The 20180-nt window shown below is 72.2% G+C and carries 20 protein-coding genes and 1 riboswitch; of the genes, 18 read left to right on the top strand and 2 right to left on the bottom strand.

Annotated features, from left to right (window positions below; all coding sequences use genetic code 11):
- Nucleotides 1–5: 5 nt before the first annotated feature.
- The 16 genes from ilvC (at nt 6) to HQK15_RS10135 (ending at nt 15571) form a co-directional block, all read left to right on the top strand.
- Nucleotides 6–1031: a ketol-acid reductoisomerase gene (gene ilvC, locus HQK15_RS10060; protein ID WP_173491333.1), complete on the top strand. Its 1026-nt coding sequence runs from the start codon at nt 6–8 to the stop codon at nt 1029–1031.
- 60 nt (nt 1032–1091) lie between these two features.
- Nucleotides 1092–1188, top strand: a riboswitch (TPP riboswitch).
- A complete protein-coding gene (gene thiM / locus HQK15_RS10065; RefSeq protein ID WP_173491334.1) occupies nt 1179–1982 on the top strand; it encodes a hydroxyethylthiazole kinase in 804 nt (267 codons plus the stop codon). It overlaps the preceding riboswitch by 10 nt.
- 23 nt (nt 1983–2005) lie before the next feature.
- Entirely contained in the window at nt 2006–2620 is a 615-nt protein-coding gene (gene thiE, locus HQK15_RS10070) for a thiamine phosphate synthase (protein ID WP_217361581.1), read from the top strand.
- Complete coding sequence (gene thiD / locus HQK15_RS10075; RefSeq protein ID WP_217361582.1) at nt 2617–3414, top strand: bifunctional hydroxymethylpyrimidine kinase/phosphomethylpyrimidine kinase; 798 nt, start codon at nt 2617–2619, stop codon at nt 3412–3414. Before thiE ends, thiD begins: the two co-directional genes overlap by 4 nt.
- A complete protein-coding gene (locus HQK15_RS10080) occupies nt 3411–4070 on the top strand; it encodes a TenA family protein (RefSeq protein ID WP_173491336.1) in 660 nt (219 codons plus the stop codon). Before thiD ends, HQK15_RS10080 begins: the two co-directional genes overlap by 4 nt.
- A gap of 202 nt (nt 4071–4272) precedes the next feature.
- Complete coding sequence (locus tag HQK15_RS10085; RefSeq protein ID WP_173491337.1) at nt 4273–5097, top strand: amidohydrolase family protein; 825 nt, start codon at nt 4273–4275, stop codon at nt 5095–5097.
- Between the two features lie 96 nt (nt 5098–5193).
- Nucleotides 5194–5718 carry an MSMEG_0572/Sll0783 family nitrogen starvation response protein gene (locus HQK15_RS10090; RefSeq protein ID WP_173491338.1) on the top strand — a complete coding sequence of 175 codons (525 nt, stop codon included), beginning with the start codon at nt 5194–5196 and terminating at the stop codon, nt 5716–5718.
- Nucleotides 5719–5758: 40 nt separating this feature from the next.
- Complete coding sequence (locus tag HQK15_RS10095) at nt 5759–6850, top strand: MSMEG_0568 family radical SAM protein (RefSeq protein ID WP_173491339.1); 1092 nt, start codon at nt 5759–5761, stop codon at nt 6848–6850.
- A 1-nt stretch (nt 6851) separates the two neighbouring features.
- A complete protein-coding gene (locus HQK15_RS10100; RefSeq protein WP_173491340.1) occupies nt 6852–8321 on the top strand; it encodes an MSMEG_0567/sll0787 family protein in 1470 nt (489 codons plus the stop codon).
- Entirely contained in the window at nt 8318–9175 is an 858-nt protein-coding gene (locus tag HQK15_RS10105) for a carbon-nitrogen hydrolase family protein (RefSeq protein ID WP_173491341.1), read from the top strand. The genes HQK15_RS10100 and HQK15_RS10105 overlap by 4 nt, the downstream gene beginning before the upstream one ends.
- The gene (locus tag HQK15_RS10110; RefSeq protein WP_173491342.1) at nt 9168–9470 is read left to right on the top strand and encodes an MSMEG_0570 family nitrogen starvation response protein; all 303 of its coding nucleotides are present in this window, start codon (nt 9168–9170) and stop codon (nt 9468–9470) included. Before HQK15_RS10105 ends, HQK15_RS10110 begins: the two co-directional genes overlap by 8 nt.
- A complete protein-coding gene (locus HQK15_RS10115; protein ID WP_173491343.1) occupies nt 9467–10720 on the top strand; it encodes an MSMEG_0569 family flavin-dependent oxidoreductase in 1254 nt (417 codons plus the stop codon). Before HQK15_RS10110 ends, HQK15_RS10115 begins: the two co-directional genes overlap by 4 nt.
- Before the next feature lie 5 nt (nt 10721–10725).
- The gene (locus HQK15_RS10120; RefSeq protein ID WP_254450916.1) at nt 10726–11589 is read left to right on the top strand and encodes a carbon-nitrogen hydrolase family protein; all 864 of its coding nucleotides are present in this window, start codon (nt 10726–10728) and stop codon (nt 11587–11589) included.
- Nucleotides 11586–12668 carry an MSMEG_0565 family glycosyltransferase gene (locus HQK15_RS10125; protein ID WP_173491344.1) on the top strand — a complete coding sequence of 361 codons (1083 nt, stop codon included), beginning with the start codon at nt 11586–11588 and terminating at the stop codon, nt 12666–12668. Before HQK15_RS10120 ends, HQK15_RS10125 begins: the two co-directional genes overlap by 4 nt.
- Before the next feature lie 5 nt (nt 12669–12673).
- Nucleotides 12674–14065, top strand: coding sequence for an AMP-binding protein (locus tag HQK15_RS10130; RefSeq protein WP_173491345.1), 1392 nt, complete (start codon nt 12674–12676; stop codon nt 14063–14065).
- A gap of 258 nt (nt 14066–14323) precedes the next feature.
- The gene (locus tag HQK15_RS10135; RefSeq protein WP_173491346.1) at nt 14324–15571 is read left to right on the top strand and encodes an esterase-like activity of phytase family protein; all 1248 of its coding nucleotides are present in this window, start codon (nt 14324–14326) and stop codon (nt 15569–15571) included.
- Here the strand turns inward: HQK15_RS10135 and yczR are convergent.
- A complete protein-coding gene (gene yczR, locus HQK15_RS10140) occupies nt 15568–17016 on the bottom strand; it encodes a MocR-like transcription factor YczR (protein WP_173491347.1) in 1449 nt (482 codons plus the stop codon). The genes HQK15_RS10135 and yczR overlap by 4 nt on opposite strands.
- A 60-nt stretch (nt 17017–17076) precedes the next feature.
- Here yczR and HQK15_RS10145 point away from each other — a divergent pair, with 60 nt between their 5' ends.
- Together HQK15_RS10145 and yczE are read left to right on the top strand one after the other, a co-directional pair.
- Nucleotides 17077–17247: a hypothetical protein gene (locus HQK15_RS10145; protein ID WP_173491348.1), complete on the top strand. Its 171-nt coding sequence runs from the start codon at nt 17077–17079 to the stop codon at nt 17245–17247.
- Nucleotides 17244–17858 carry a membrane protein YczE gene (yczE, locus tag HQK15_RS10150; protein WP_173491349.1) on the top strand — a complete coding sequence of 205 codons (615 nt, stop codon included), beginning with the start codon at nt 17244–17246 and terminating at the stop codon, nt 17856–17858. The genes HQK15_RS10145 and yczE overlap by 4 nt, the downstream gene beginning before the upstream one ends.
- 3 nt (nt 17859–17861) lie before the next feature.
- On the opposite strand, the gene HQK15_RS10155 is transcribed toward yczE, so the two are convergent.
- Complete coding sequence (locus HQK15_RS10155) at nt 17862–20138, bottom strand: putative bifunctional diguanylate cyclase/phosphodiesterase (protein ID WP_173491350.1); 2277 nt, start codon at nt 20136–20138, stop codon at nt 17862–17864.
- Nucleotides 20139–20180 lie beyond the last annotated feature (42 nt).

The following is a 20180-nucleotide window of genomic DNA, read 5'->3' on the forward strand; positions in this document are numbered from 1 at the left end:
ACCCCGTGGCTGAACTGTTCTACGACGACGACGCTGACCTGGGCATCATCCAGGGCCGCCATGTGGCGGTCATCGGATACGGCAGCCAGGGTCACGCCCACGCGCTCAACCTGCGCGACTCGGGCGTCGACGTGCGCGTCGGACTGCCCGAAGGCTCCAAGAGCCGCGCCAAGGCCGAGGCCGAGGGCCTGCGGGTCCGCAGCGTCGCCGAGGCCGTGGAGGAGGCTGACGTCATCGTCATCCTGACCCCCGACCAGGTGCAGCGCCACGTCTACGCCGACTCGATCGAGCCCAACCTCGTCGACGGCGACGCGATCGTCTTCGGTCACGGCTTCAACATCCGCTTCGGCTACATCACCGCCCCCGAGGGCGTCGACGTCGTCCTGGTCGCCCCCAAGGCTCCGGGTCACACGGTCCGTCGCGAGTTCGTCGACGGCCGCGGCATCCCCGACATCATCGCGGTCGAGCAGGACGCCAGCGGCAAGGCGTGGGACCTCGCGCTGTCCTACGCGAAGGCGATCGGCGGCACGCGCGCCGGCGTCATCAAGACGACCTTCACCGAGGAGACCGAGACCGATCTCTTCGGCGAGCAGGCCGTGCTGTGCGGCGGTGTGTCGCACCTGGTCCAGGCCGGGTTCGAGACCCTGACCGAGGCCGGCTACCAGCCCGAGATCGCCTACTTCGAGGTGCTGCACGAGCTCAAGCTGATCGTCGACCTGATGTGGGAGGGCGGCATCGCCAAGCAGCGCTGGAGCATCTCCGACACCGCCGAGTACGGCGACTACGTCTCCGGCCCGCGCGTCATCGACGCCGGCGTCAAGGAGCGCATGCAGTCGGTGCTCGCCGAGATCCAGGACGGCACCTTCGCCAAGCGCTTCATCGACGACCAGGACGCCGGCGCGCCGGAGTTCACGCGTCTGCGCGCCGAGGAGGCCGGTCACCCGATCGAGGCCACCGGCAAGGTGCTGCGCTCGCACTTCTCGTGGCAGCAGCAGGACGCCGACTACATCGACGGCCAGGCCGCTCGCTAGTCACCCGTTCGTCGAGAGGCCCCGTCCGCACGCCGGACGGGGCCTCTTGTATGTTCGAGCCACACAAGGCCGGGGTGCCCCTACCGAGGGGCTGAGATGAGACCCGCCGAACCTGATCCGGTTAGCACCGGCGCTAGGGAGCCTGGGATGAACAGTCCTGTCACCACGTCCGTCGTCGACGTCGCAGCACGCGTGCGGGAGCGGTCGCCGCTCGTGCAGTACGTCACCAACTTCGTGTCGATGGACGTCGCCGCCAACGTCCTCAACGCGGTCGGCGCCTCGCCCGCGATGGTGCACGACGCCCGCGAGTCGGGGGAGTTCGCCCGCATCGCCTCGGCCGTCGGCATCAACATCGGCACGCCGTCCCCGTCGTGGGTCGAGGGCATGACGGCGGCCGCCTCGGCCGCCCGGGAGGTGGGCACGCCGTGGGTGCTCGACCCGGTCGCCGTCGGGGCGACGGCCTATCGTCGCGAGATCGTGAGCGACCTGCTGGCGTACGCGCCGACGGTCGTCCGGGGCAACGCGAGCGAGATCCTGGCGATCGCCGACGAGCGGGTGGGCGGTCGCGGGGTCGACAGCCAGGCGGCCGCGCTCGACGCCGTCGACGCTGCGCGGGCGCTGGCCGGCAGCCTGTCGACCGTGGTGGTCGTGACAGGGGCCGAGGACGTCGTCACCGACGGTGAGCGGCTGGCCGTGGTGCACGGCGGGCACACGTTGATGCCGCTGGTCACGGCGCTCGGCTGCTCCGCGACGGCACTCGTCGCCGCGTGCTGCGCCGTCGCTGACGACCCGTTCGACGCATCGGTGGGGGCGATGGCGATGCTCGCCGCGGCGGGGGCACGCGCCGGTGACGGAGCGGCCGGCCCGGGCAGCTTCCGGGTGCGGCTGCTCGACGAGCTCGCGGCGCTCGACGCCGACCGGCTCTCGACCGTCCGCGTCGACCGGTCATGACCGTCGACCTGAGGGTCTACCTCGTGACCGACCCTGCCTACGACGACCTCGAGGGCGTCGCCGCCGCAGCCGTCGCCGGGGGAGCGACGTGCGTGCAGGTGCGGGACAAGGCGGGCACGCCGCAGGCCCGAGCCGCGGTGATCGGGCGCCTGCGGTCGGTGCTGCCTGCTGCCGCCGCCGTGCTCGCCAACGACGACGTCGAGGCCGCCCGTCTGGGCGACGGCCTGCACGTCGGTGTCTCCGACACCCCGCCGAGCGCGGCGCGGGCAGCGCTCGGGCCCGGCGCCATGATCGGCTGGTCAATCAACGACCTGGCCCAGCTCGACGACGCGGTCGAGCTCGCCGCGTGCGACTACGTCGCGGCCAGCCCGGTGTGGGCGACGCCGACCAAGACCGACACGTCCGCGCCGTTCGGGCTCGACGGCGTCCGTGCGATCGCTGCCGGCCTGGCGGGACGGCTGCCGCTCGTCGCGATCGGTGGCATCCACGCCGGCAACGCCGAGGACGTCGTGGCGGCCGGCGCCGACGGCATCGCGGTCGTCAGTGCGATCTGCGGCGCGGCCGATCCGGCGGCCGCGGCGCGGGAGCTGCGGGCCTGCGTCGACGCGGGGCTGCGCCGCCGAGGGGTGCACGCATGAGCCGGACACCCGTGATGCTGACCATCGCGGGGTCCGACCCGTCGGGTGGGGCCGGCATCCAGGCCGACCTCAAGACCGCGAGTGCGCTGGGCGTCTACGGCGCGACCGTCATCACCGCGCTCACGGTGCAGAACACGCTCGGGGTGACCGGCATCCACCCGGTGCCGATCGAGTTCATCACGCAGCAGCACTTGTCGGTGGTCGAGGACCTCGACGTCCGGGCGGTCAAGATCGGGATGCTCGGCAGCGCCGAGGTCGTCGCGGCGGTCGCGGACGTGCTGCGGAGCCACCCGGTGCCGTTCGTCGTGCTCGACCCCGTCATGGTGGCCACGTCGGGCGACCGGCTGGTGCCGGAGGACGCGGTCGCGGCGATCAGGGAGCTGTTGCTCCCGCTGGCGACGGTCGTGACGCCCAACGTCCCCGAGGCCGAGGTGCTGTCGGGCCTCGGCATCGAGTCCGAGGACGATCTCGAGCCCGTCGGCCGCGCCCTCCTGGCGCTGGGATCCCGTCACGTGCTCGTCAAGGGAGGGCACCTGGCGGGGGATCGAAGTGTCGACGTGCTGGTCTCGGCGGACGGCGTGCAGCACCTGGCGGCGCCGCGCGTGGCCACGTCCCACACGCACGGGACGGGGTGCACGTTGTCGTCGGCGATCGCGGCCTACCTGGTGCGGGGCGAGCAGGTGCCGGTCGCGGTCGAGGCGGCCAAGGCCTACCTGACCCGCGCGCTCGTCGCGGGTGCGTCGCTCGAGGTGGGGCGTGGCAACGGCCCCGTCGACCACCGGGTGGCGGGATGACGGCGTCGCAGCGGTGCTGGGACGCCGTCGACGACTGGTTCGACGCGATCTGCCGGCACCCGTTCGTCCTCGGGCTCACCGACGGGAGCCTGCCGGAGGAGGTGTTCGTCCGCTATCTCGTCGACGACGCCCACTACCTCGATCGCTACGCCCGCGTGCTGGCCCAGCTGGCGGCCCGAGCACCCGATCCGACGGGCATCGAGCTGCTGGCGGGATCGGCCGTCGGGGCGATCGCCGCGGAGCGTGAGCTCCACCGCTCGTACCTCGTCCCTCGCGGGCTCGACCCGGACTCGGGGGCATCGCCCGAGGCGTCGCCGACGTGCGCGGCCTACACCGGGTTCCTGGAGTCGACCGCGGCCACGGCGCCGTTCGAGGTGGCCCTGGCAGCGGTGCTGCCGTGCTTTCGTGTCTATGCCGAGGTCGGGCGTCACGTCCTCGCGAGCCGTTCGCCGGGCGAGCACCCGTATGCGGCGTGGATCGACACCTACGCCGCGCCCGCGTTCGACGAGGCGGTGCGCCGGGCCGAGGCCTACCTCGACGCCGTGGCGACCGACGTCCCGGCGGTGATCGACGTCTATCGGCGGTCGACCCGCTTCGAGTGGATGTTCTGGGACGCGGCCTGGCGCGACGAGACCTGGCCCACCCCCCCCCGCTGACGAGACCCTTTCCGCCCCTTGGCGAGACCTTTACCGCCCCTGATCAGGGCGGCAACGGTCTCCTCGAGGGGCGGGAACGCTCTCCTCGGGGGGCGGGAACGCTCTCGTCGGCGGAGGGGGCGTAACACGGGGACACGGACACGTCACGGCTCTTTGTTCCGACCGTGACCAACCCGAAACATCCGGGGCGCTCACTGGATGCATGACCCAGCGAGTGTTCGACAGCCACCGCCACATCGGCGCGCTGCCGGAGTTCCCCTTCTACGGAGGCCCGGCGATTCGCGCCGACGTCACCGCCAAGGAGACCGTCGCCGCGTTCTTCGCCGACCTCGACCGTGAGGGCACCGAGCGCGCGCTGGTGCTGCCCAACTACGGCGTCCCGATCCCCGACGCGGCGTTCGACCTCAACCCGCTGGCGATCGAGGCGGCCCAGAAGGACGATCGCGTGAGCTGCGGCCTGTGGGTCTCGCCCAAGGCGTCCGACGCGGCCCGCAACGACGAGGCGCTGAAGCTCGTGGGCGAGTCCGGCGTCAAGGCGCTCAAGACCAGCTTCCTGCTCGGCGGCCACCCGACCGACCCCGACTGCGCCGACGAGATCGACAAGATCTTCACGACCGCGGCGGAGCACGACCTCGTGGTCCACGTCCACACGTCGCCGGGCGCCGCCTCCGACGTCGACCAGGTCGGCACGCTCGTCGACAAGTACGGCGACGACACCAAGATCCACCTGGTCCACCTCGGCGGCGGCATGAGCGGTCACATGAAGCTCATCGGCGGCCGACTCTTCGACTGGATCGAGGCCGGCAAGCAGGTCTACACCGACACGAGCTGGACGATCGGCTTCGCGCCGGTCTGGCTCGTGCAGGAGATCGAGAAGCGCGGCATCGGCCACGACCGCATCCTGTTCGCGACCGACTGCCCCTGGGGCGACTTCGAGGGCGAGTACGCGCGCCTGTCGGCCGTCGCGAAGGACCCGGAGCTCGCCCAGGCCTTCTTCCGCGGCAACTTCACCTCTCTGTACGGCTGAGGGCTCCCCTCCACGGCTGACCACTCCCACGATCCCTGGCTCGTACGAGCCAGTGCAGCACCCCTGAGAATCCCGACCCAGCACCCAGGAGAAGCAATGACCGAGATCGACGACCAGATCGCCGCCAACATCGAGGCCTCGCTGGCCGAGATCCAGCACCCGTCGCTGCCCAAGGGCACCAACCTCTACGGCTCGACGAAGATCTTCCCCGACTACCAGGCCGAGGAGGGACAGTCGTACTTCACGCTGATCCACGGCATCCCGCACGAGTCGTCGGTCAGCTTCGTGGCGATCCTGCAGGCGACCCGCGCGCTCCGCAAGGGCTTCGAGACCGCGATCTACTTCTACGGCCCCGGCACCCTGGCGTGCTCGGCCAACCGCGGCTTCCCGACGACGGGCGATGCCGGCTTCCCGGGCGAGCTCAACATGAACGCCTCGCTCGAGACCTACATCGCCGAGGGCGGGACGGTCTACTGCTGCCGCTTCGGCCTGGCGCTGCACGGCATCCGTGAGGAGGACCTGATCGAGGGCGTCATCCCGGCGCACCCGCTCGACGTCCAGGACGCGATCATCCACTACGCCCGCAAGGGCGCGATCATCAACTCCGTCTACAACCTCTGAACTGCGACGAACCGACCGGACCCAGGACAGAGGAGATCTGATGAACGCACCCGGCTGCGGCGGCGCCACGGCGACGCGCACCAGCACACGAGTCGATGTCGCCATCCAGGGCATCCGACTGCTCGACGCGCCGGTCAGCCGGCAGTCGGGTGCGGGACCCAGCGACGACGGGCACGTGCTGCTCGGGGGAGTCGGGACCGCGATCCCGGTCAACCCCGACAGCCCGTTCACTATCAACCGGGGGCGCCTGCTCCTCGACGGGGCCGACACCGGCCTCGGAGTGGAGCCGGTGCGCCGCCCGAAGTTCTACGACCTGCAGACTGCGGACGGCGTCTCGTACGAGAAGATCGCCCGCCTGCACTCGGCCAACGTGCTCGCGACGACCGTGGTGCAGACCTGCATCCGCTACGACGAGGCCGAGCGCTGCCGCTTCTGCGCGATCGAGAAGTCGCTCGAGGCCGGGTCGACGATCGCGGTCAAGACTCCGGCGCAGATCGCCGAGGTGGCCCGGGCCGCGCACGACCTCGACGGCATCACCCAGATGGTCATGACGACCGGCACGTCCAACGGACGCGACCGGGGTGCGACGCACCTCGCCCGGTGCGTCAGTGCCGTGCGGGCGGTGCTGCCGGACCTGTCGATCCAGGTGCAGTGCGAGCCACCGGCCGACCTGCAGACCATCACCGACCTCTACGAGGCCGGAGCCCGCTCGATCGGCATCCACGTGGAGTCGATGGACGACGACGTCCGTCGCCGGTGGATGCCGGGCAAGTCGTCCGTGCCGCTCGAGGAGTACCGCGCCGCGTGGCGCGAGGCGGTCCGCGTCTTCGGCCACAACCAGGTCTCGACCTACCTGCTGGTCGGGCTCGGCGAGGACCCCGACGAGATGGTCGCGGCGGCACAGGAGCTCGTCGACATGGGCGTCTACCCGTTCGTGGTGCCGTTCAGGCCGCTGGCCGGGACGCTCGCGACCGACGTCGACCAGGTGCCACCCCCGCCGGCCGAGGTGCTCCAGGACGTGACCCGCCGCGTCGCCCACGCGCTGATGGAGGCCGGGATGCACGGCTCCGACCAGGCAGCCGGATGCGCCGCGTGCGGCGCCTGCAGCGTGCTGCAGAGCGAAGGTGCCTGACATGACGATCGTCGACCTCGACCGCGGCATCCTCACCGGTACCAGGCCCGCTCCGGCGCCGACCTTCCTGGTCGAGCAGGCGCAGACCCGCGCCGAGCTCGCCGCCTTCCGGACCCTGCGCCGTGAGGTGTTCGTCGCTGAGCAGGGCATCTTCGACCGCGACGACTCCGACCGGGTCGACGACGACCCGCGCGCGATCGTCCTCGTCGCCCGGACGCTCGACGGGACGCTGCTCGGCGGGGTGCGGATCGCTCCCGCCACCGAGGGTCGCGACATCGGCTGGTGGTCGGGCAGCCGTCTCGCCGTCAGCGCCGCGGCCCGCACCCACGCCGGCATCGGCGGGGCGCTCGTCCGCGCCGCGTGTGCCCGTGCCGAGGCCGAGGGCGCCCTGCGCTTCGACGCCACGGTGCAGGCCCAGAACGAGACGCTGTTCCAGCGCCTGGGCTGGAGGACGGTCGCCGCGCTCGACGTCCACGGGCGCCCCCACGTGCACATGCTGTGGCCGATCGACCGCGTCCAGCGGCTCGCCGACGCCACCAAGGCCGCCCTCGGCTCGCTGCTCGAGGGACTGGACCATCCCGCCTCCCTGGACGGGATGGGCTTGGGCGGGGGCAGCTTCGTCGGTGACGACGCCGCCCCCGTTCCCGGGTCCGACCTGCTGGCGGCGTGCGACGCGATCCTGCCGTCGATGGTCGAGCGTGACCCCGAGTGGGCCGGCTGGTGCGCGGTCCTGGTCAACCTCAACGACATCTCGGCGATGGGCGCCGCGCCCGTCGGGCTGCTGGACGCCGTCGGGGCCCGCGACGCCTCGTTCGCCCGCCGGATCTTCCGGGGCCTGCGCGCCGCGTCGGAGGCGTGGGGCGTCCCGGTGCTGGGTGGTCACACCCAGCTCGGCGTGCCGGCGTCGCTCAGCGTCACGGCGCTCGGCCGCGCCGACCGTCCCGTCCCGGGAGGCGGGGGCAGCCCGGGTGAGTCACTGCGACTCACCGCCGACCTCGGCGGCGGGTGGCGACCGGGCTACACGGGCTCGCAGTGGGACTCCTCGTCGACGCGGCGCTCGGACGAGCTCCGTGCGCTGGCCGGCGTGGTGCCCGCCCTGCGGCCTACGGCCGCCAAGGACGTCAGCATGACGGGCGTCATCGGCACCACCGGGATGCTGGCCGAGGCGAGCGGCTGCAAGGCCGTGCTCGAGGTCGACCAGATCCCGACGCCGGCCGGAGCCACCGCGGGTGACTGGCTCACGTGCTTCCCCGGCTTCGCGATGATCTCGGCCGAGCGCACCCCTGCCCGCACCGCACTCGCGGGCAGCGGACTCCCGACCTTCGTCGACACCGCCGTCTGCGGGCGGCTGACCGCCGGCCGGGGCGTCGAGCTGCGCTGGCCCGACGGCCTCGTGACGTCTGCGATCACCGGGCCCGTCACGGGTCTCGGTGCCACTGTCCACGGCCCCATCGAAAGGCACTCCGCATGACGATCACCCACCTGGCTGCTGCATCGGCCAACTTCGGGCGCGACCTCGACGAGGCGTACGCCCAGATCACCCGCCTCGTCGCCGAGGCGCGGCAGCAGGACGTCAAGCTGCTGGCCCTGCCCGAGGCCGCCCTCGGGGGCTACCTCTCGACGTTGCACACCGACGGCGACGGCCCCGACTCCCTGCCCCCGATCATCGACCTCGACGGCCCCGAGCTGCGCAGGGTCGCCGAGATCGCCGGCGACATGACCCTCGTGCTCGGCTTCTGCGAGGCCGACAGGGGGGTGCGCTACAACAGTGCCGCCGCCGTGACCGGCGACGGGGTCATCGGAGTCCACCGCAAGGTGCACCAGCCACTGGGGGAGAACCTCTACTACGAGTCGGGCGAGACCTACGAGGCCTTCGACACTCCGGTCGGCCGTCTCGGCATGCTGATCTGCTACGACAAGGCGTTCCCCGAGGCGGCCCGCGCGCTGGCCCTCGACGGAGCCGAGGTCGTCGCCTGCATCTCGGCCTGGCCGTCGTCGCGCACCGCCGGGGCGACCGACATCGCCGAGGACCGATGGACCAAGCGGTTCAACCTGTTCGACCAGGCTCGTGCGCTGGAGAACCAGATCATCTGGGTCGCCGCCAACCAAGTCGGCACCTTCGGCTCGATGCGGTTCGTCGCCAACGCCAAGATCGTCGGGCCGGGCGGGGACGTCCTCGCGACGACCGGCACCGAGGCCGGACTGGCGATCGCCGGGGTCGACATCGGTGAGGCGCTCGCGACGGCGAGACGCGCGATGTTCCACCTGCGCGACCGCCGTCCCGACACCTATCCGGTCCACGTCGGAGCGCCGGTCCATGCCTGAGATGACCGTGACGGTGCGCTGGCCCGACGGCCGCGTGGCCGACTGCTACTCGCCCTCGCTGGTCATGCACGACCACCTGAGCCCGGGATCGACGTACCGGGTGGACGACTTCACCCGTCGGTCGGCGACCGCCCTGGCGGAGGCCAGCGAGCGGGTGCGCGCGAAGTACGGCTTCGCCTGCACCGCGTCGGCCGCCTCGTTCGAGCGCATCCAGACGACAGCGTCGACCTTCGACGCCGCCGACCTCGTCGAGGTCCTTGCCATGCACCCACCCCTCCCGCAGGAGAACTCATGACCATTCCCGTCGCGATCGTCGGAGCCGGCCAGGCCGGTCTCTCCGTCAGCTGGTTCCTCACCCGGGACGGCGTAGAGCACGTCGTGCTGGACGCCGTGACACCCGGTCACGAGTGGGCCGACCGGCGGTGGGACAACTTCACGCTGGTCACCCCCAACTGGCAGTGCCGGCTGCCGGGCTACGAGTACGACGGCCCGGAGCCGCACGGCTTCATGGACAAGGAGCAGATCTCGGCGTGGGTGGCCGGCTACGCCGACACCTTCGACCCGCCGGTGCGGTCGCACACCCGCGTGACGCAGCTGCTGGAGCGCGAGGGCGGCGGATTCGTGCTCACGGTGTCCGGGCCCGACGGCGAGGAGACGATCGAGGCCGACAACGTCGTGCTGGCCACCGGCGGCTACCACCTGCCGATCGTCCCGCCGTTCGCGTCCAGGATCGACCCGATCATCACCCAGGTGCACTCGGCCGACTACCGCAACGCCGCGCAGCTGCCGGCCGGCGAGGTGCTGGTCGTCGGCTCGGGCCAGTCCGGCGCGCAGATCGCCGAGGACCTGCACCTCGAAGGACGCAAGGTGCACCTCGCCCTGGGCGACGCCCCTCGCGTGGCCCGGTTCTACCGCGGCCGCGACTGCATCGACTGGCTGCACGACATGGGTCTCTACGACACGCCCGTGCAGCAGTATCCCGGTGGTCTCGCGGCCCGGGAGAAGACGAACCACTACGTCACCGGACGCGACGGCGGGCGTGACATCGACCTGCGCCAGTTCGCGCTCGAGGGCATGCAGCTCTACGGCCTGATGTCGGACGCGACCGGCACGCAGCTGAGCTTCGAGCCCACCATGACGAAGGCGCTGGACGACGCTGACCGGGTCTACAGCTCGATCCGCAACGACATCGACGCCTACATCGAGCGGGAAGGCATCGACGCACCCACCGAGGAGCCGTACACGCCGGTCTGGGAGCCGACCCACGAGCCGCGCATGCTCGATCTCGAGGACGCCGGCATCACGTCGATCGTCTGGGGGATCGGCTACCGACCTGACTACCGCTGGGTCAAGGTCGGTGTCTTCGACGGGTCCGGCGTGCCGACGCACTCACGGGGCGTGACGTCGGTGCCCGGCCTGTACTTCCTCGGGCTCCCGTGGCTGCACACCTGGGGCTCGGGCCGGTTCGCCGGCATCGCCCGCGACGCCGAGTACGTCCACCAGTCCATCGTCGGCGCGCACCGCCCCACGCCGGCCGATCGCTGACGCGGATGCGGCTCGCCTCCGTCGCCGCGCACTTCGGGCGTGACATCGACCGGTCCCTGGAGAAGATGGCGGGGATCGTCGGTGACGCGCGGGCGTCGGGCGTCGAGCTGCTGGTGTTCCCCGACGCGACGCTGGGCGGCTACCTGTCCGACCTGCGGCACCCCGACGCCCACGCCCTGCCGCCGGCCCTGGCCGAGGACTCGTTCGAGGTCGGGCGCGTCATCGCGATGGCGCAGGAGATGGTCGTCTGCTTCGGCTACACCGAGGAGGTCGTGGCCGACGGCGACGTGCTGCACTACAACGCGGCGCTGTGCGTCAACGGCGACGGCGTCCTCGGGCGCCACCGCAAGGTGCACCAGCCGGCGGGTGAGGCCCTGGCCTATTGCGCCGGCGAGACGTTCGCCGCGTTCGACACCCCGGTCGGGCGGATGGGCATGCTGATCGACTACGACAAGACGTTCCCCGAGGCCGCACGGTCACTGGCCCTGGACGGCGCACACGTCATCGCCTGCCTGTCGGCGTGGCCGGCGAGCGTCACCGACCGCGCGTCGCGACTGCCACAGGACCGTCAGTCGCGTCTGTTCGACCTGTACGACAGCGCGCGGGCCGCCGAGAACCAGATCGTCTGGGTGTCGTCCAACCAGACCGGGGTGATGGGCGGGCTCCGGTTCCTCGGGCAGGCCAAGGTCGTGGGGCCCGGCGGCGACGTGCTGGCGCGCACGTGGTCCAAGGGCGCCCTCGCCGTCGCCGAGGTCGACGTCGAGGTCGAGGTCGCGCGCTCACGCCGGATCCTGCACCACCTCGAGGAGCTGACCCCGAGCGCGTACGTCGGCTCGCTGCGCTCGTCGCCGTCCGAGGAGGACGCGTGAGGATCGCCCTGCTGACCTACTCGACCAAGCCGCGCGGCGGCGTGGTCCACACGCTCGCCCTGGCCGAGGCGCTGAGCCGAGCCGGCGCCCGGGTGGACGTCTGGACGCTCGGGCGCGGCGGCGACTCGACCTTCTACCGGGCCGTCGACCCGGCCGTCGGCATCCACGCGGTGCCGTTCCCCGAGGTGCCCGGCGAGGACGTCGGCGCGCGCATCCAGCGGTCGATCGCGGTGCTCGGTGAGGCGTTCACGCCCCAGGCGTACGACATCGTGCACGCGCAGGACTGCATCAGTGCCAACGCCGCCCTGCCGTGCCTGCGCACGATCCACCACCTCGACACGGTCTCCACGCCCGAGCTCGTCGCGTGCCACGAGCGGGCTGTCGTCGAGCCGGTCGGGCGTATCTGCGTCTCGGAGTCCGTCGCCGCGGAGGTCAAGGCGGGCTGGGGCCTGGTGCCGACGGTCATCCCCAACGGCGTCAACGCCGCTCGCTTCGCCCGCGCGGCGGGGCCTGACGGTGAGGCCGACCGGACGACGTGGCGCGACAAGCTCGGGCCGTACGTGCTCGCGCTCGGCGGCATCGAGCCGCGCAAGGGCAGCATCGACCTGCTCGAGGCGTACGCGCTGATGCGCCGCCGGCGCCCCGACGTGCGCCTGGTCTTCGCCGGGGGAGAGACGTTGTTCGACTACCGCGACTACCGGGCCGCGTTCGAGCGGCGGGCCGCCGAGCTCGGCGTCAACCACGAGATGCTGGGCGTCGTCGACGAGGACGTGCTGCCGGGACTGGTGGCCGGGGCGTCGGCCATGGCGTTCGTGTCGACCAAGGAGGGCTTCGGCCTGGCCGCCATGGAGGCGCTCGCGGCCGGTGTGCCGGTCGTCGCCCGCGACCTGCCGGTGCTGCGCGAGGTGTTCGGCGACGCGGTGCGGTTCGCCGCGGAGCCGATGGCGATGGCGGGCTCGTTGGCGGCGGTGCTGTCGGAGCCGCCCGACCCGCAGGTCGGGCGCGACCTGGCGGCGTCCTACACCTGGGAGGCCGCGGCGGCGGCGCACCTCGACTTCTACGCGGCCCGTCTCGGGTGACGTCGATGCCGATCGGCCGGGCGTTCGCCCACCTGGCCGCCGAGTCACCGGACGCGGTCGCCGTCAGGAGCGGAGACGACGTGCTGACCCGTCGTGAGCTCGACCTGCGGTCGAACCGGGTGGCCCACGCCTGGTCCGACCGGGTGGGCCAGGACGACTTGGTCACGATCGGGCTGCCCAACGGCGTCGACTTCGTGCTCGCCTGCGTCGCGGTGTGGAAGCTGGGCGCGACCCCGCAGCCGTTGTCGCCGCGGATCGGTGCGGGGGAGCGGGCCGCGATCCTCGAGCTGGCCCGGCCCGCGCTGGTGGTCGACGGACCGCTCGATCTCGCGGACGACGCGTCGCCGCTGCCCGCCCGGGTCGCCGCGTCGTGGAAGGCGCCGACGTCGAGCGGCAGCACGGGGCGTCCCAAGATCGTGCGCGCGGCGGCTCCGGCGACGGTCGACCCCGACGGCCGGGTCGCGCCGTTCGTGCCGCGGCACGCCGTGCAGATGGTCGCCGGTCCGCTGTTCCACGCGGCGCCGTTCGTCTATGCGATGCGCGGTCTGATGACCGGGCACGAGCTGGTGCTGCTGCGTCCCCCGCAGGCGGGAGGTGCCCCCGGCTTCGACGCCGCGGAGGCGCTGCGCACGATCCAGACGCACCGCGTGACCTGGACGATGCTGGTGCCGACGATGATGCACCGGATCTGGCGGCTGGACGACCGCGAGTCGTACGACGTGTCGTCGCTCGAGAGCGTCCTGCACATGGGCGCCCGGTGCGCGCCGTGGCTCAAGCGGTCGTGGATCGACTGGCTCGGCCCGGAGCGGGTCGTCGAGGTCTATGCCGGCACGGAGTCCCAGGGGCTCGCGATGATCACCGGTGCACAGTGGCTCGAGCACCCCGGGTCGGTCGGTCGCGGCATCTCGGGCTCGCAGTTCCGCGTCGTCCGACCGGACGGGTCGCCGTGCGCGCCCGGCGAGGTCGGCGAGATCGTCATGCGGCGCGACGGCCCTGCAACCTACTCGTACGTGGGGGCCGAGCCTCGGGTTCGCGACGGCTGGCACACGCTGTGCGACGCGGGGCGCCTGGATGGCGACGGCTTCCTCTACATCGAGGACCGCCTCGACGACGTCATCGTGACCGGGGGAGCCAAGGTGCAGCCGGCCGACGTGGAGGCCGTGCTGGAGGAGCATCCGGCGGTGAGGTCGTCCGTGGCCGTCGCGCGTGAGGACGACGACCTCGGTCATCGGGTCCACGCCGTCGTCGACGTCGCGGAGGCCGAGGTCACCGAGGGCGAGCTGCTCGCGTGGACCCGGGAACGGCTCGACCCGGAGAAGGTGCCGCGCTCGTGGTTGCTGGTCCGTCGGCCCCTGCGCGACGACACCGGCAAGGTCCGTCGCTCCGCCCACCGCTGACCCCCACCGCTGACGAGACCGTTCCCGCCCCCCGACGAGACCGTTCCGGCCCCCCGACGAGAGCGTTCCGGCCCCCCGACGAGAGCGTTCCGGCCCCCCGACGAGAGCGTTCCGGCCCCCCGACGAGAGCGTTCCGGCCCCTCGAGGCCGCGAAGTTCAACCGCTCCTCGCCGGTCGTTGGCCTGCAGGTCGTCCCGGTGGACTTGTCTCGGGGGCGTGGGCGGGGGGACCGCTCCGCGTGATCCCGAGGAGCCCGACATGTCACCTTCGTCCGCCCACCGCCGGTCGCTTCACCGTCGCGTCGCCGCAGGAGCGGCCATCGCGGTCACCGCCGCGGCACTGGCGCCGGCCGTCGCCTCCGCGCGGCCCGACCAGGGCCGCGGCCACGGGCACGACAAGGACCACGGCGCCCGGCTGCTCGCCCGGGCGATCCTGTCGGCCGACTTCCAGGCCCCGGGCCCGCCGTCCGGCGCGAAGGCGACCTCAGCCAACGGGCGTCAGGGTCCGTTCCCGGGGCAGGTCATCCCGGGGTTCTCCGCAGCGATCGACAACCGTGACGGCACCTTCTGGGCGCAGCCCGACAACGGCTTCGGCGCCAAGGGCAACTCCGGCGACTTCCTCCTGCGGCTCTACCTCGTCAAGCCCCAGTGGAAGACGGCGGCCGGCGGGGCGGGCGAGATCACGGTCCTGCGCCACATCACGCTCTCCGACCCCCGCCACAAGATCGACTTCCCGATCGTCAACGAGTCGACCAGCGACCGCCAGCTCACCGGTGACGACCTCGACATCGAGTCGGTGCAGCGCGGCAAGGACGGCACCTTCTGGATCGGCGACGAGTTCGGGCCGTTCGTGGTGCACGTCGACTCGCGCGGGCGGGTGCTCTCCCGGCCGATCGGGTTCCCGCTCGGCCAGTCGCCGCAGAACCCCCGTCTCGGCGCCGACCAGCCCACGACGCAGGCCAGCGGCGGCTTCGAGGCCATGGCGCGGTCGACGAACGGTCGCCACCTCTACCCGATCACCGAGAAGGGGCTCGTCGGTGACGCCGACAAGCGCCGCCGCGTGATCGCCGAGCTCGACACCCGCACCGGCCGCTACACCGGACGCACGTGGACCTACCGGGTCGACGCCGACCTCGTCGCCGATGCGCAGGTCACCTCCCACGGACGACTGCTCGTGCTGGAGCGCGACGACCTCGACGGCGCCAAGGCCGTCACAAAGAAGGTGTACGAGGTGCGGCTCGGCAAGAACGGCAGCACGACGAAGTCGCTGGTCGTCGACCTGCTCGACATCGCGGACCCGCGGGGCATCAGCACCGGGGGAGGCTGGGGCACCGGAGAGCAGTTCTCGTTCGGGTTCCAGTCCGTCGAGACCCTCGTCCCGCTGTCGCACGGACGCCTGCTGATCGCCAACGACAACAACTACCCGGGCAACGCGGCCCGCTACCCCGGGACGCCCGACGACACCGAGATGATCGTCATCGACCCGGGATCGCGGACTCGGCGCTAGGCGATCATCTCGAGCGTGCCCGAACGTCGGGGGGCGCTCGACGGCTCGCTCGACCCGACCACGTCGTCGTAGGCCGCTCGCAACCGCCCGACCGCCTCGGTGAGCACCTCGTGCGACTGGTTGTAGGGGAGGCGGAGGTGGCGCTCGCCCGCACTGCCCGCGCGCGTGAAGAAGCGTGGTCCGGGCGTGAGCAGCAGGCCGTGGCGCGACGCCGCCGACGCGATGCGCGACGACATGCGGTCGGGCAGCGTGACCCACAGGCTCAGGCCGCCGGGCGGGCAGGGCGCCTCGACGTCGGGCAGCTCGCGAGCGAGCTCGGCCAGCAGGTGGTCGCGCGCGGCGCGGAGCCGGGCCCGACCGGCCGCCGCCGTCTGGCCGCCCTCGGTGAGCAGCTCGGCCACGACGAGCTGGTCGAAGGCCGACGTGCCGAGGTCGTCCATCATGCGGGCCTGGACCAGCGGCATCACGGACGCGTGCGGGGCGCGGATCCAGCCGACGCGGAGCCCTCCCCAGAAGGCCTTCGAGGACGATCCGATCAGCAGGGCGCGGGCGTCGTACGCGCTGAACAGCGGCGGCAGGTCGACCCCGTCGAGGTTCAGCTCGCGCAGCGACTCGTCGACGACCGGGACGACGTCGTGGCGCTTGAGCTCGTGGGCCCACGCGACGCGTTCGTCGTCGGTCATGACGCCGGCCGTCGGGTTGTGGAAGTCGGGGATGAGGTAGCTCGCGCGATGGGGTGCGCTCGCGAGGGCCGCGGACATCGCCTCGACGTCCCAGGGGGAACGGTCGACCGGCAGGGCCGTGAGGCGGCCGCCCGCTGCCGTGAACGAGTCGTGGGCGTGCGGATAGCTCAGCCCCTCGACGAGCACACGCTGCCCGGGGCCGACCAGGGTCCTGGCGAGCAGCGAGATCGCGCCCATCGCGCCGCTCGTGACGATGATCTGCTCGGGATCGGTCGGCAGGCCGTCGTCGGTGTAGCGCTGGGCCAGCACTTCGCGCAGCACCGGAAGACCGTCGGGCAGGTAGCCGGTCGTCGCCAGCAGGCCCGGCAGCTGGGTGGCAGCGGACTCGAAGGCGCGGGCCAGCCCGGGCGGGCCCGCAGGTGCGGCGTACGTCATGGCGATCGTGCCGGCGTCGTCGGGCGTCACGATGAGGCTGCTGGCGCTGGAGGAGCCGAGCGGCAGGCGGACGATGCTGCCCGATCCCTGGCGGGAGTGCAGGAGCCCGGAGTCTCGGAGCTCAGCGTAGACGCGGGTCGTCGTCGTCCGGCTCACGCCGAGCGCGCCGGCGAGCTCGCGCTCGGAGGGCAGTCGCGTCCCGTCGGCCACGCGGCCGTCGACCACCAGCAGCCTGATGCGGTCGGCGATCTCGCGGTACGCCGGTCCGCCCTGGTCGAGGGTCCCGAGGAGGTCGGCGAGGCGGCGGGCGGAGACGGTGGGGGCCATGAGGCCACTCTTGCACAATTGGCTATGTTCATGCATGCCAATCCGCGGCAGGCTGGGTCCATGAACCAGATCCTCGCCCTCGTCGGGCTCCTGTCCGTGCCGGCCGCGTCGGTGCACCTGGCTCGCCTGGTCGCGCGCGACGGCTACGGCACCAACCCGGCGCCCCGCAGCCACCGTGAGGAGCTCGGCGGCCGGGTGGCCCAGGAGCTGGGCCGGGGGCCTGGCCGATGAGCGGCCTCCCCGCGCGGCTCGTGCGCCTCAACGTCGGGCTCCTGCTCTACGGCTTCACGATGGCGATGATGGTGGAGTCGACGCTCGGCCTCGATCCGTGGGACGTCTTCCACGAGGGCGTGACGCAGCACGTCGGCCTGACCTTCGGGCAGGTCGTGATCGTGACCGGTGCGGTGGTGCTCCTGCTGTGGATCCCGCTGCGCCAGATGCCCGGGATCGGCACGGTCCTCAACGTCATCGTGATCGGGGTGGCGGCCGATGCCGGCATCGCGGTGATCGCCCAGCCGGACGACCTGTGGCTGCGGTCGCTGCTGCTGGTCGGCGGCATCGTCGGCAACGGCTTCGCGGGTGCGCTCTACATCGGAGCGGCACTCGGCCCGGGGCCGCGCGACGGCCTGTGGCTCGGGCTCGTGCGCCGGACCGGGCGCAGCGTGCGGCTGTGGCGGACCGTCATCGAGGTCACGGTGCTGGCGGTCGGCTTCGCGCTGGGCGGCACCGTCGGGGTGGGCACGGTGCTCTACGCCGTCGCGATCGGCCCGATCGTGCAGGCCTTCCTGCCGCACACCCAGGTGGAGGTACGCCGTCCGCTCGAGGCCGACACCCGGGCCTGACCGTCACTCCTCGGGCAGGTCGGGGACGACACGCAGGTGCGGGCCCCGCGCCGCGCTGCGCAGCACCGTCACGCCGGACTCGGCCGGGTCGCTGGTCGACGAGTGCAGGCCGAGCGCCGAGTCGTAGTGCAGCTCGCGCAGCTCGGCCAGTCGGTCGGCATCGGGCACCCCGTCGGCTACGGCCAGCAGGCCACAGCCGTGGGCGGCGTTGACCAGCAGCGCCAGCAGGTCGTACGACCCGGGGTCGTCGGAGCTGACGAGGCTGCTGTCGATCTTGATCACGTCGGCGGGGAGGTGGCGCAGCTGCCCGATCGACGTGTGGCCGGTGCCGAACTCGTTGACGCTGACGAAGATGCCCCGGTCGCGCAGGGCCGTCATCTGGATGGTGGCCTCGGGGACGTCGACGAGCGCCATCTCGGTCACTCCGATCGTCAGGCGATGGGGAGCGACACCCGACTGCTCGAGGATGTCAGCGACCAGGTCGGGCAGGTCGACCTTGCCCAGCGTCCGCCCCGAGATGGTCACCGAGACGGTCAGGTCGCCGAACTCCGTGGGGTCGCGGCGGGTCCACTCGGCCAGGTGGGCGGCCGCGGTCGCCACGGCCCAGAGGTCGATCCGACAGATGAGGTCGGACATCGCCGCGATCGCGAGGAACTCGGTGGAGTCCTGCCAGCCGTGGCCGGGACGGTTCCAGTGCAGCCGCGCCTCGTAGCCGTCGACGATGTCGCTCTGCACGGCGACGATCGGCTGGTAGTGCACCTCGAGCATCCCGGCGTCGAGAGCCTCGGTCAGGGCGATCTCGACGTCCCGGCGATCGATGAGCTCCTGGCGCAGGGCGTCGCCGAAGATCTCGAACGTCCCCGTGCCGGCGGCCTTGGCGCGGCGCAGCGCGACCTGGGCCTGCTGGAGCAGCTCGTCGGCGTCGGTGCCGCCGTCCATGCTGACGGCCGCGCCGATGGATGCAGCGAGGGTCGCGGTGGTGCCACCCAGGGCGATGGGCAGGTCGATTGCCTGCATGAGGTGGGTCGCGAGGCTGGCAGACTCGTGCTCCGGCCGGGACGAGTCGGTGCAGACAACGAACAGGTCGCCCGCCAGCCGACCCACGTGCTCGGCATCGGGGGCAGCCGCGCGGAGCCGGTCGGCCACGATGCGGATGACCTGGTCGCCGACCAGGTGGCCATAGCGCTGGTTGATCGTCTCGACGTGGTCGAGATCGAGGAGCAGCACCGTCACCGATGTCCCCTCGCGCTGACCGCGCCGCAGCGCCGCACCGATGAGCTGGTGCATGGCGGGGCTGTTGGCGACACCGGTCGGGGGGTCGCGGGACGCCTCGCGGAACAGCTGGGCCTGCAGCTCGTCGCGGTGCATGCGCGTGGCACGGAGCTCCTCGAGGTTGCGGGCCAGGCGGACGATGACCAGCAGCGACAACAGGCTGGCGCCGGTGACGACGACCCAGGTGTCGACGTGGGTGTTGTGCGTCAGCTGCAGCAGGACGAGCGTGGGCGCGACCAGGGCGGCAGCGCACAGGGACAGCAGGCGGCGTGACGTGATCGAGGGCTCGCGGTGGTGCGGGGCCTCGGTCAGGCGCGCCATCGACGGGTGGAGGGCCGCGAGTCCCCACAGGAGGTAGGCGAGCAGCCAGAGCAGGTCGAGGTTGGTGCCGTACTCCGTCGTGACGGAGGCATAGATCGTGTCGGCGACGACCAGCGCCACGGTGGCCGCGGTGATCAGGTAGGCCGCGACCGACCGGGCGCGCGAGGCCGTGATCAGCGCGACCAGCAGCCCCAGCAGCAGGATGTCGCCGGCCGGGTAGGCCACGGCGACTGCGCGGGACGCGACCGTTCGGCTCGTGTCGTCGAGGATCGGGTCGGCGACGAAGACCCACGAGATCAGACCTGCACCGAGCGTCACGATGGCGCTGTCGATGAGGGTGCCGGGATCGGTGGCGGCCCGTCGGTGGCGCACGAGCGACGCGATGCCGGCTGCCAGCAGGGGATAGGCCACCAGGTAGGCGATGTCGGCCCGGGCGGGCGAGGTGGCGGCGGGGTCGTAGAGCGCGTCGCCGGCCAGCCAGCAGGTCTGGCCCGCGGCCATGAGGTACCACGGCGTGCGGTGAGCGGGGCGGTTGATCGCGATGCCGGCGAGGATCGCTGCGGCGCCCATCGCTCCGACAGCCAGGTAGAGGGAGTCGGCGCCCTGGCCGGGTGCGACCAGGCGGAACAGGCCCATCACGGCGAGCCCGATCGCGGCGAACGCACCGACCACGACCTTGCTGCTCATCGCCCCATCATGTCCCCCGACAGGGGGTGCTGTCTCGATCCG

This window comes from Aeromicrobium stalagmiti, assembly GCF_013283745.1.
Lineage (GTDB): Bacteria > Actinomycetota > Actinomycetes > Propionibacteriales > Nocardioidaceae > Aeromicrobium > Aeromicrobium stalagmiti.

Coding starts and splice junctions, on each gene's coding strand:
- thiM (WP_173491334.1), top strand. CDS start 1,179: ATGAACAGTCCTGTCACCACGTCCGTCGTCGACGTCGCAGCACGCGTG.
- thiD (WP_217361582.1), top strand. CDS start 2,617: ATGAGCCGGACACCCGTGATGCTGACCATCGCGGGGTCCGACCCGTCG.
- HQK15_RS10080 (WP_173491336.1), top strand. CDS start 3,411: ATGACGGCGTCGCAGCGGTGCTGGGACGCCGTCGACGACTGGTTCGAC.
- HQK15_RS10085 (WP_173491337.1), top strand. CDS start 4,273: ATGACCCAGCGAGTGTTCGACAGCCACCGCCACATCGGCGCGCTGCCG.
- HQK15_RS10090 (WP_173491338.1), top strand. CDS start 5,194: ATGACCGAGATCGACGACCAGATCGCCGCCAACATCGAGGCCTCGCTG.
- HQK15_RS10095 (WP_173491339.1), top strand. CDS start 5,759: ATGAACGCACCCGGCTGCGGCGGCGCCACGGCGACGCGCACCAGCACA.
- HQK15_RS10100 (WP_173491340.1), top strand. CDS start 6,852: ATGACGATCGTCGACCTCGACCGCGGCATCCTCACCGGTACCAGGCCC.
- HQK15_RS10105 (WP_173491341.1), top strand. CDS start 8,318: ATGACGATCACCCACCTGGCTGCTGCATCGGCCAACTTCGGGCGCGAC.
- HQK15_RS10110 (WP_173491342.1), top strand. CDS start 9,168: ATGCCTGAGATGACCGTGACGGTGCGCTGGCCCGACGGCCGCGTGGCC.
- HQK15_RS10115 (WP_173491343.1), top strand. CDS start 9,467: ATGACCATTCCCGTCGCGATCGTCGGAGCCGGCCAGGCCGGTCTCTCC.
- HQK15_RS10120 (WP_254450916.1), top strand. CDS start 10,726: ATGCGGCTCGCCTCCGTCGCCGCGCACTTCGGGCGTGACATCGACCGG.
- HQK15_RS10130 (WP_173491345.1), top strand. CDS start 12,674: ATGCCGATCGGCCGGGCGTTCGCCCACCTGGCCGCCGAGTCACCGGAC.
- HQK15_RS10135 (WP_173491346.1), top strand. CDS start 14,324: ATGTCACCTTCGTCCGCCCACCGCCGGTCGCTTCACCGTCGCGTCGCC.
- yczR (WP_173491347.1), bottom strand. CDS start 17,016: ATGGCCCCCACCGTCTCCGCCCGCCGCCTCGCCGACCTCCTCGGGACC.
- HQK15_RS10145 (WP_173491348.1), top strand. CDS start 17,077: ATGAACCAGATCCTCGCCCTCGTCGGGCTCCTGTCCGTGCCGGCCGCG.
- yczE (WP_173491349.1), top strand. CDS start 17,244: ATGAGCGGCCTCCCCGCGCGGCTCGTGCGCCTCAACGTCGGGCTCCTG.
- HQK15_RS10155 (WP_173491350.1), bottom strand. CDS start 20,138: ATGAGCAGCAAGGTCGTGGTCGGTGCGTTCGCCGCGATCGGGCTCGCC.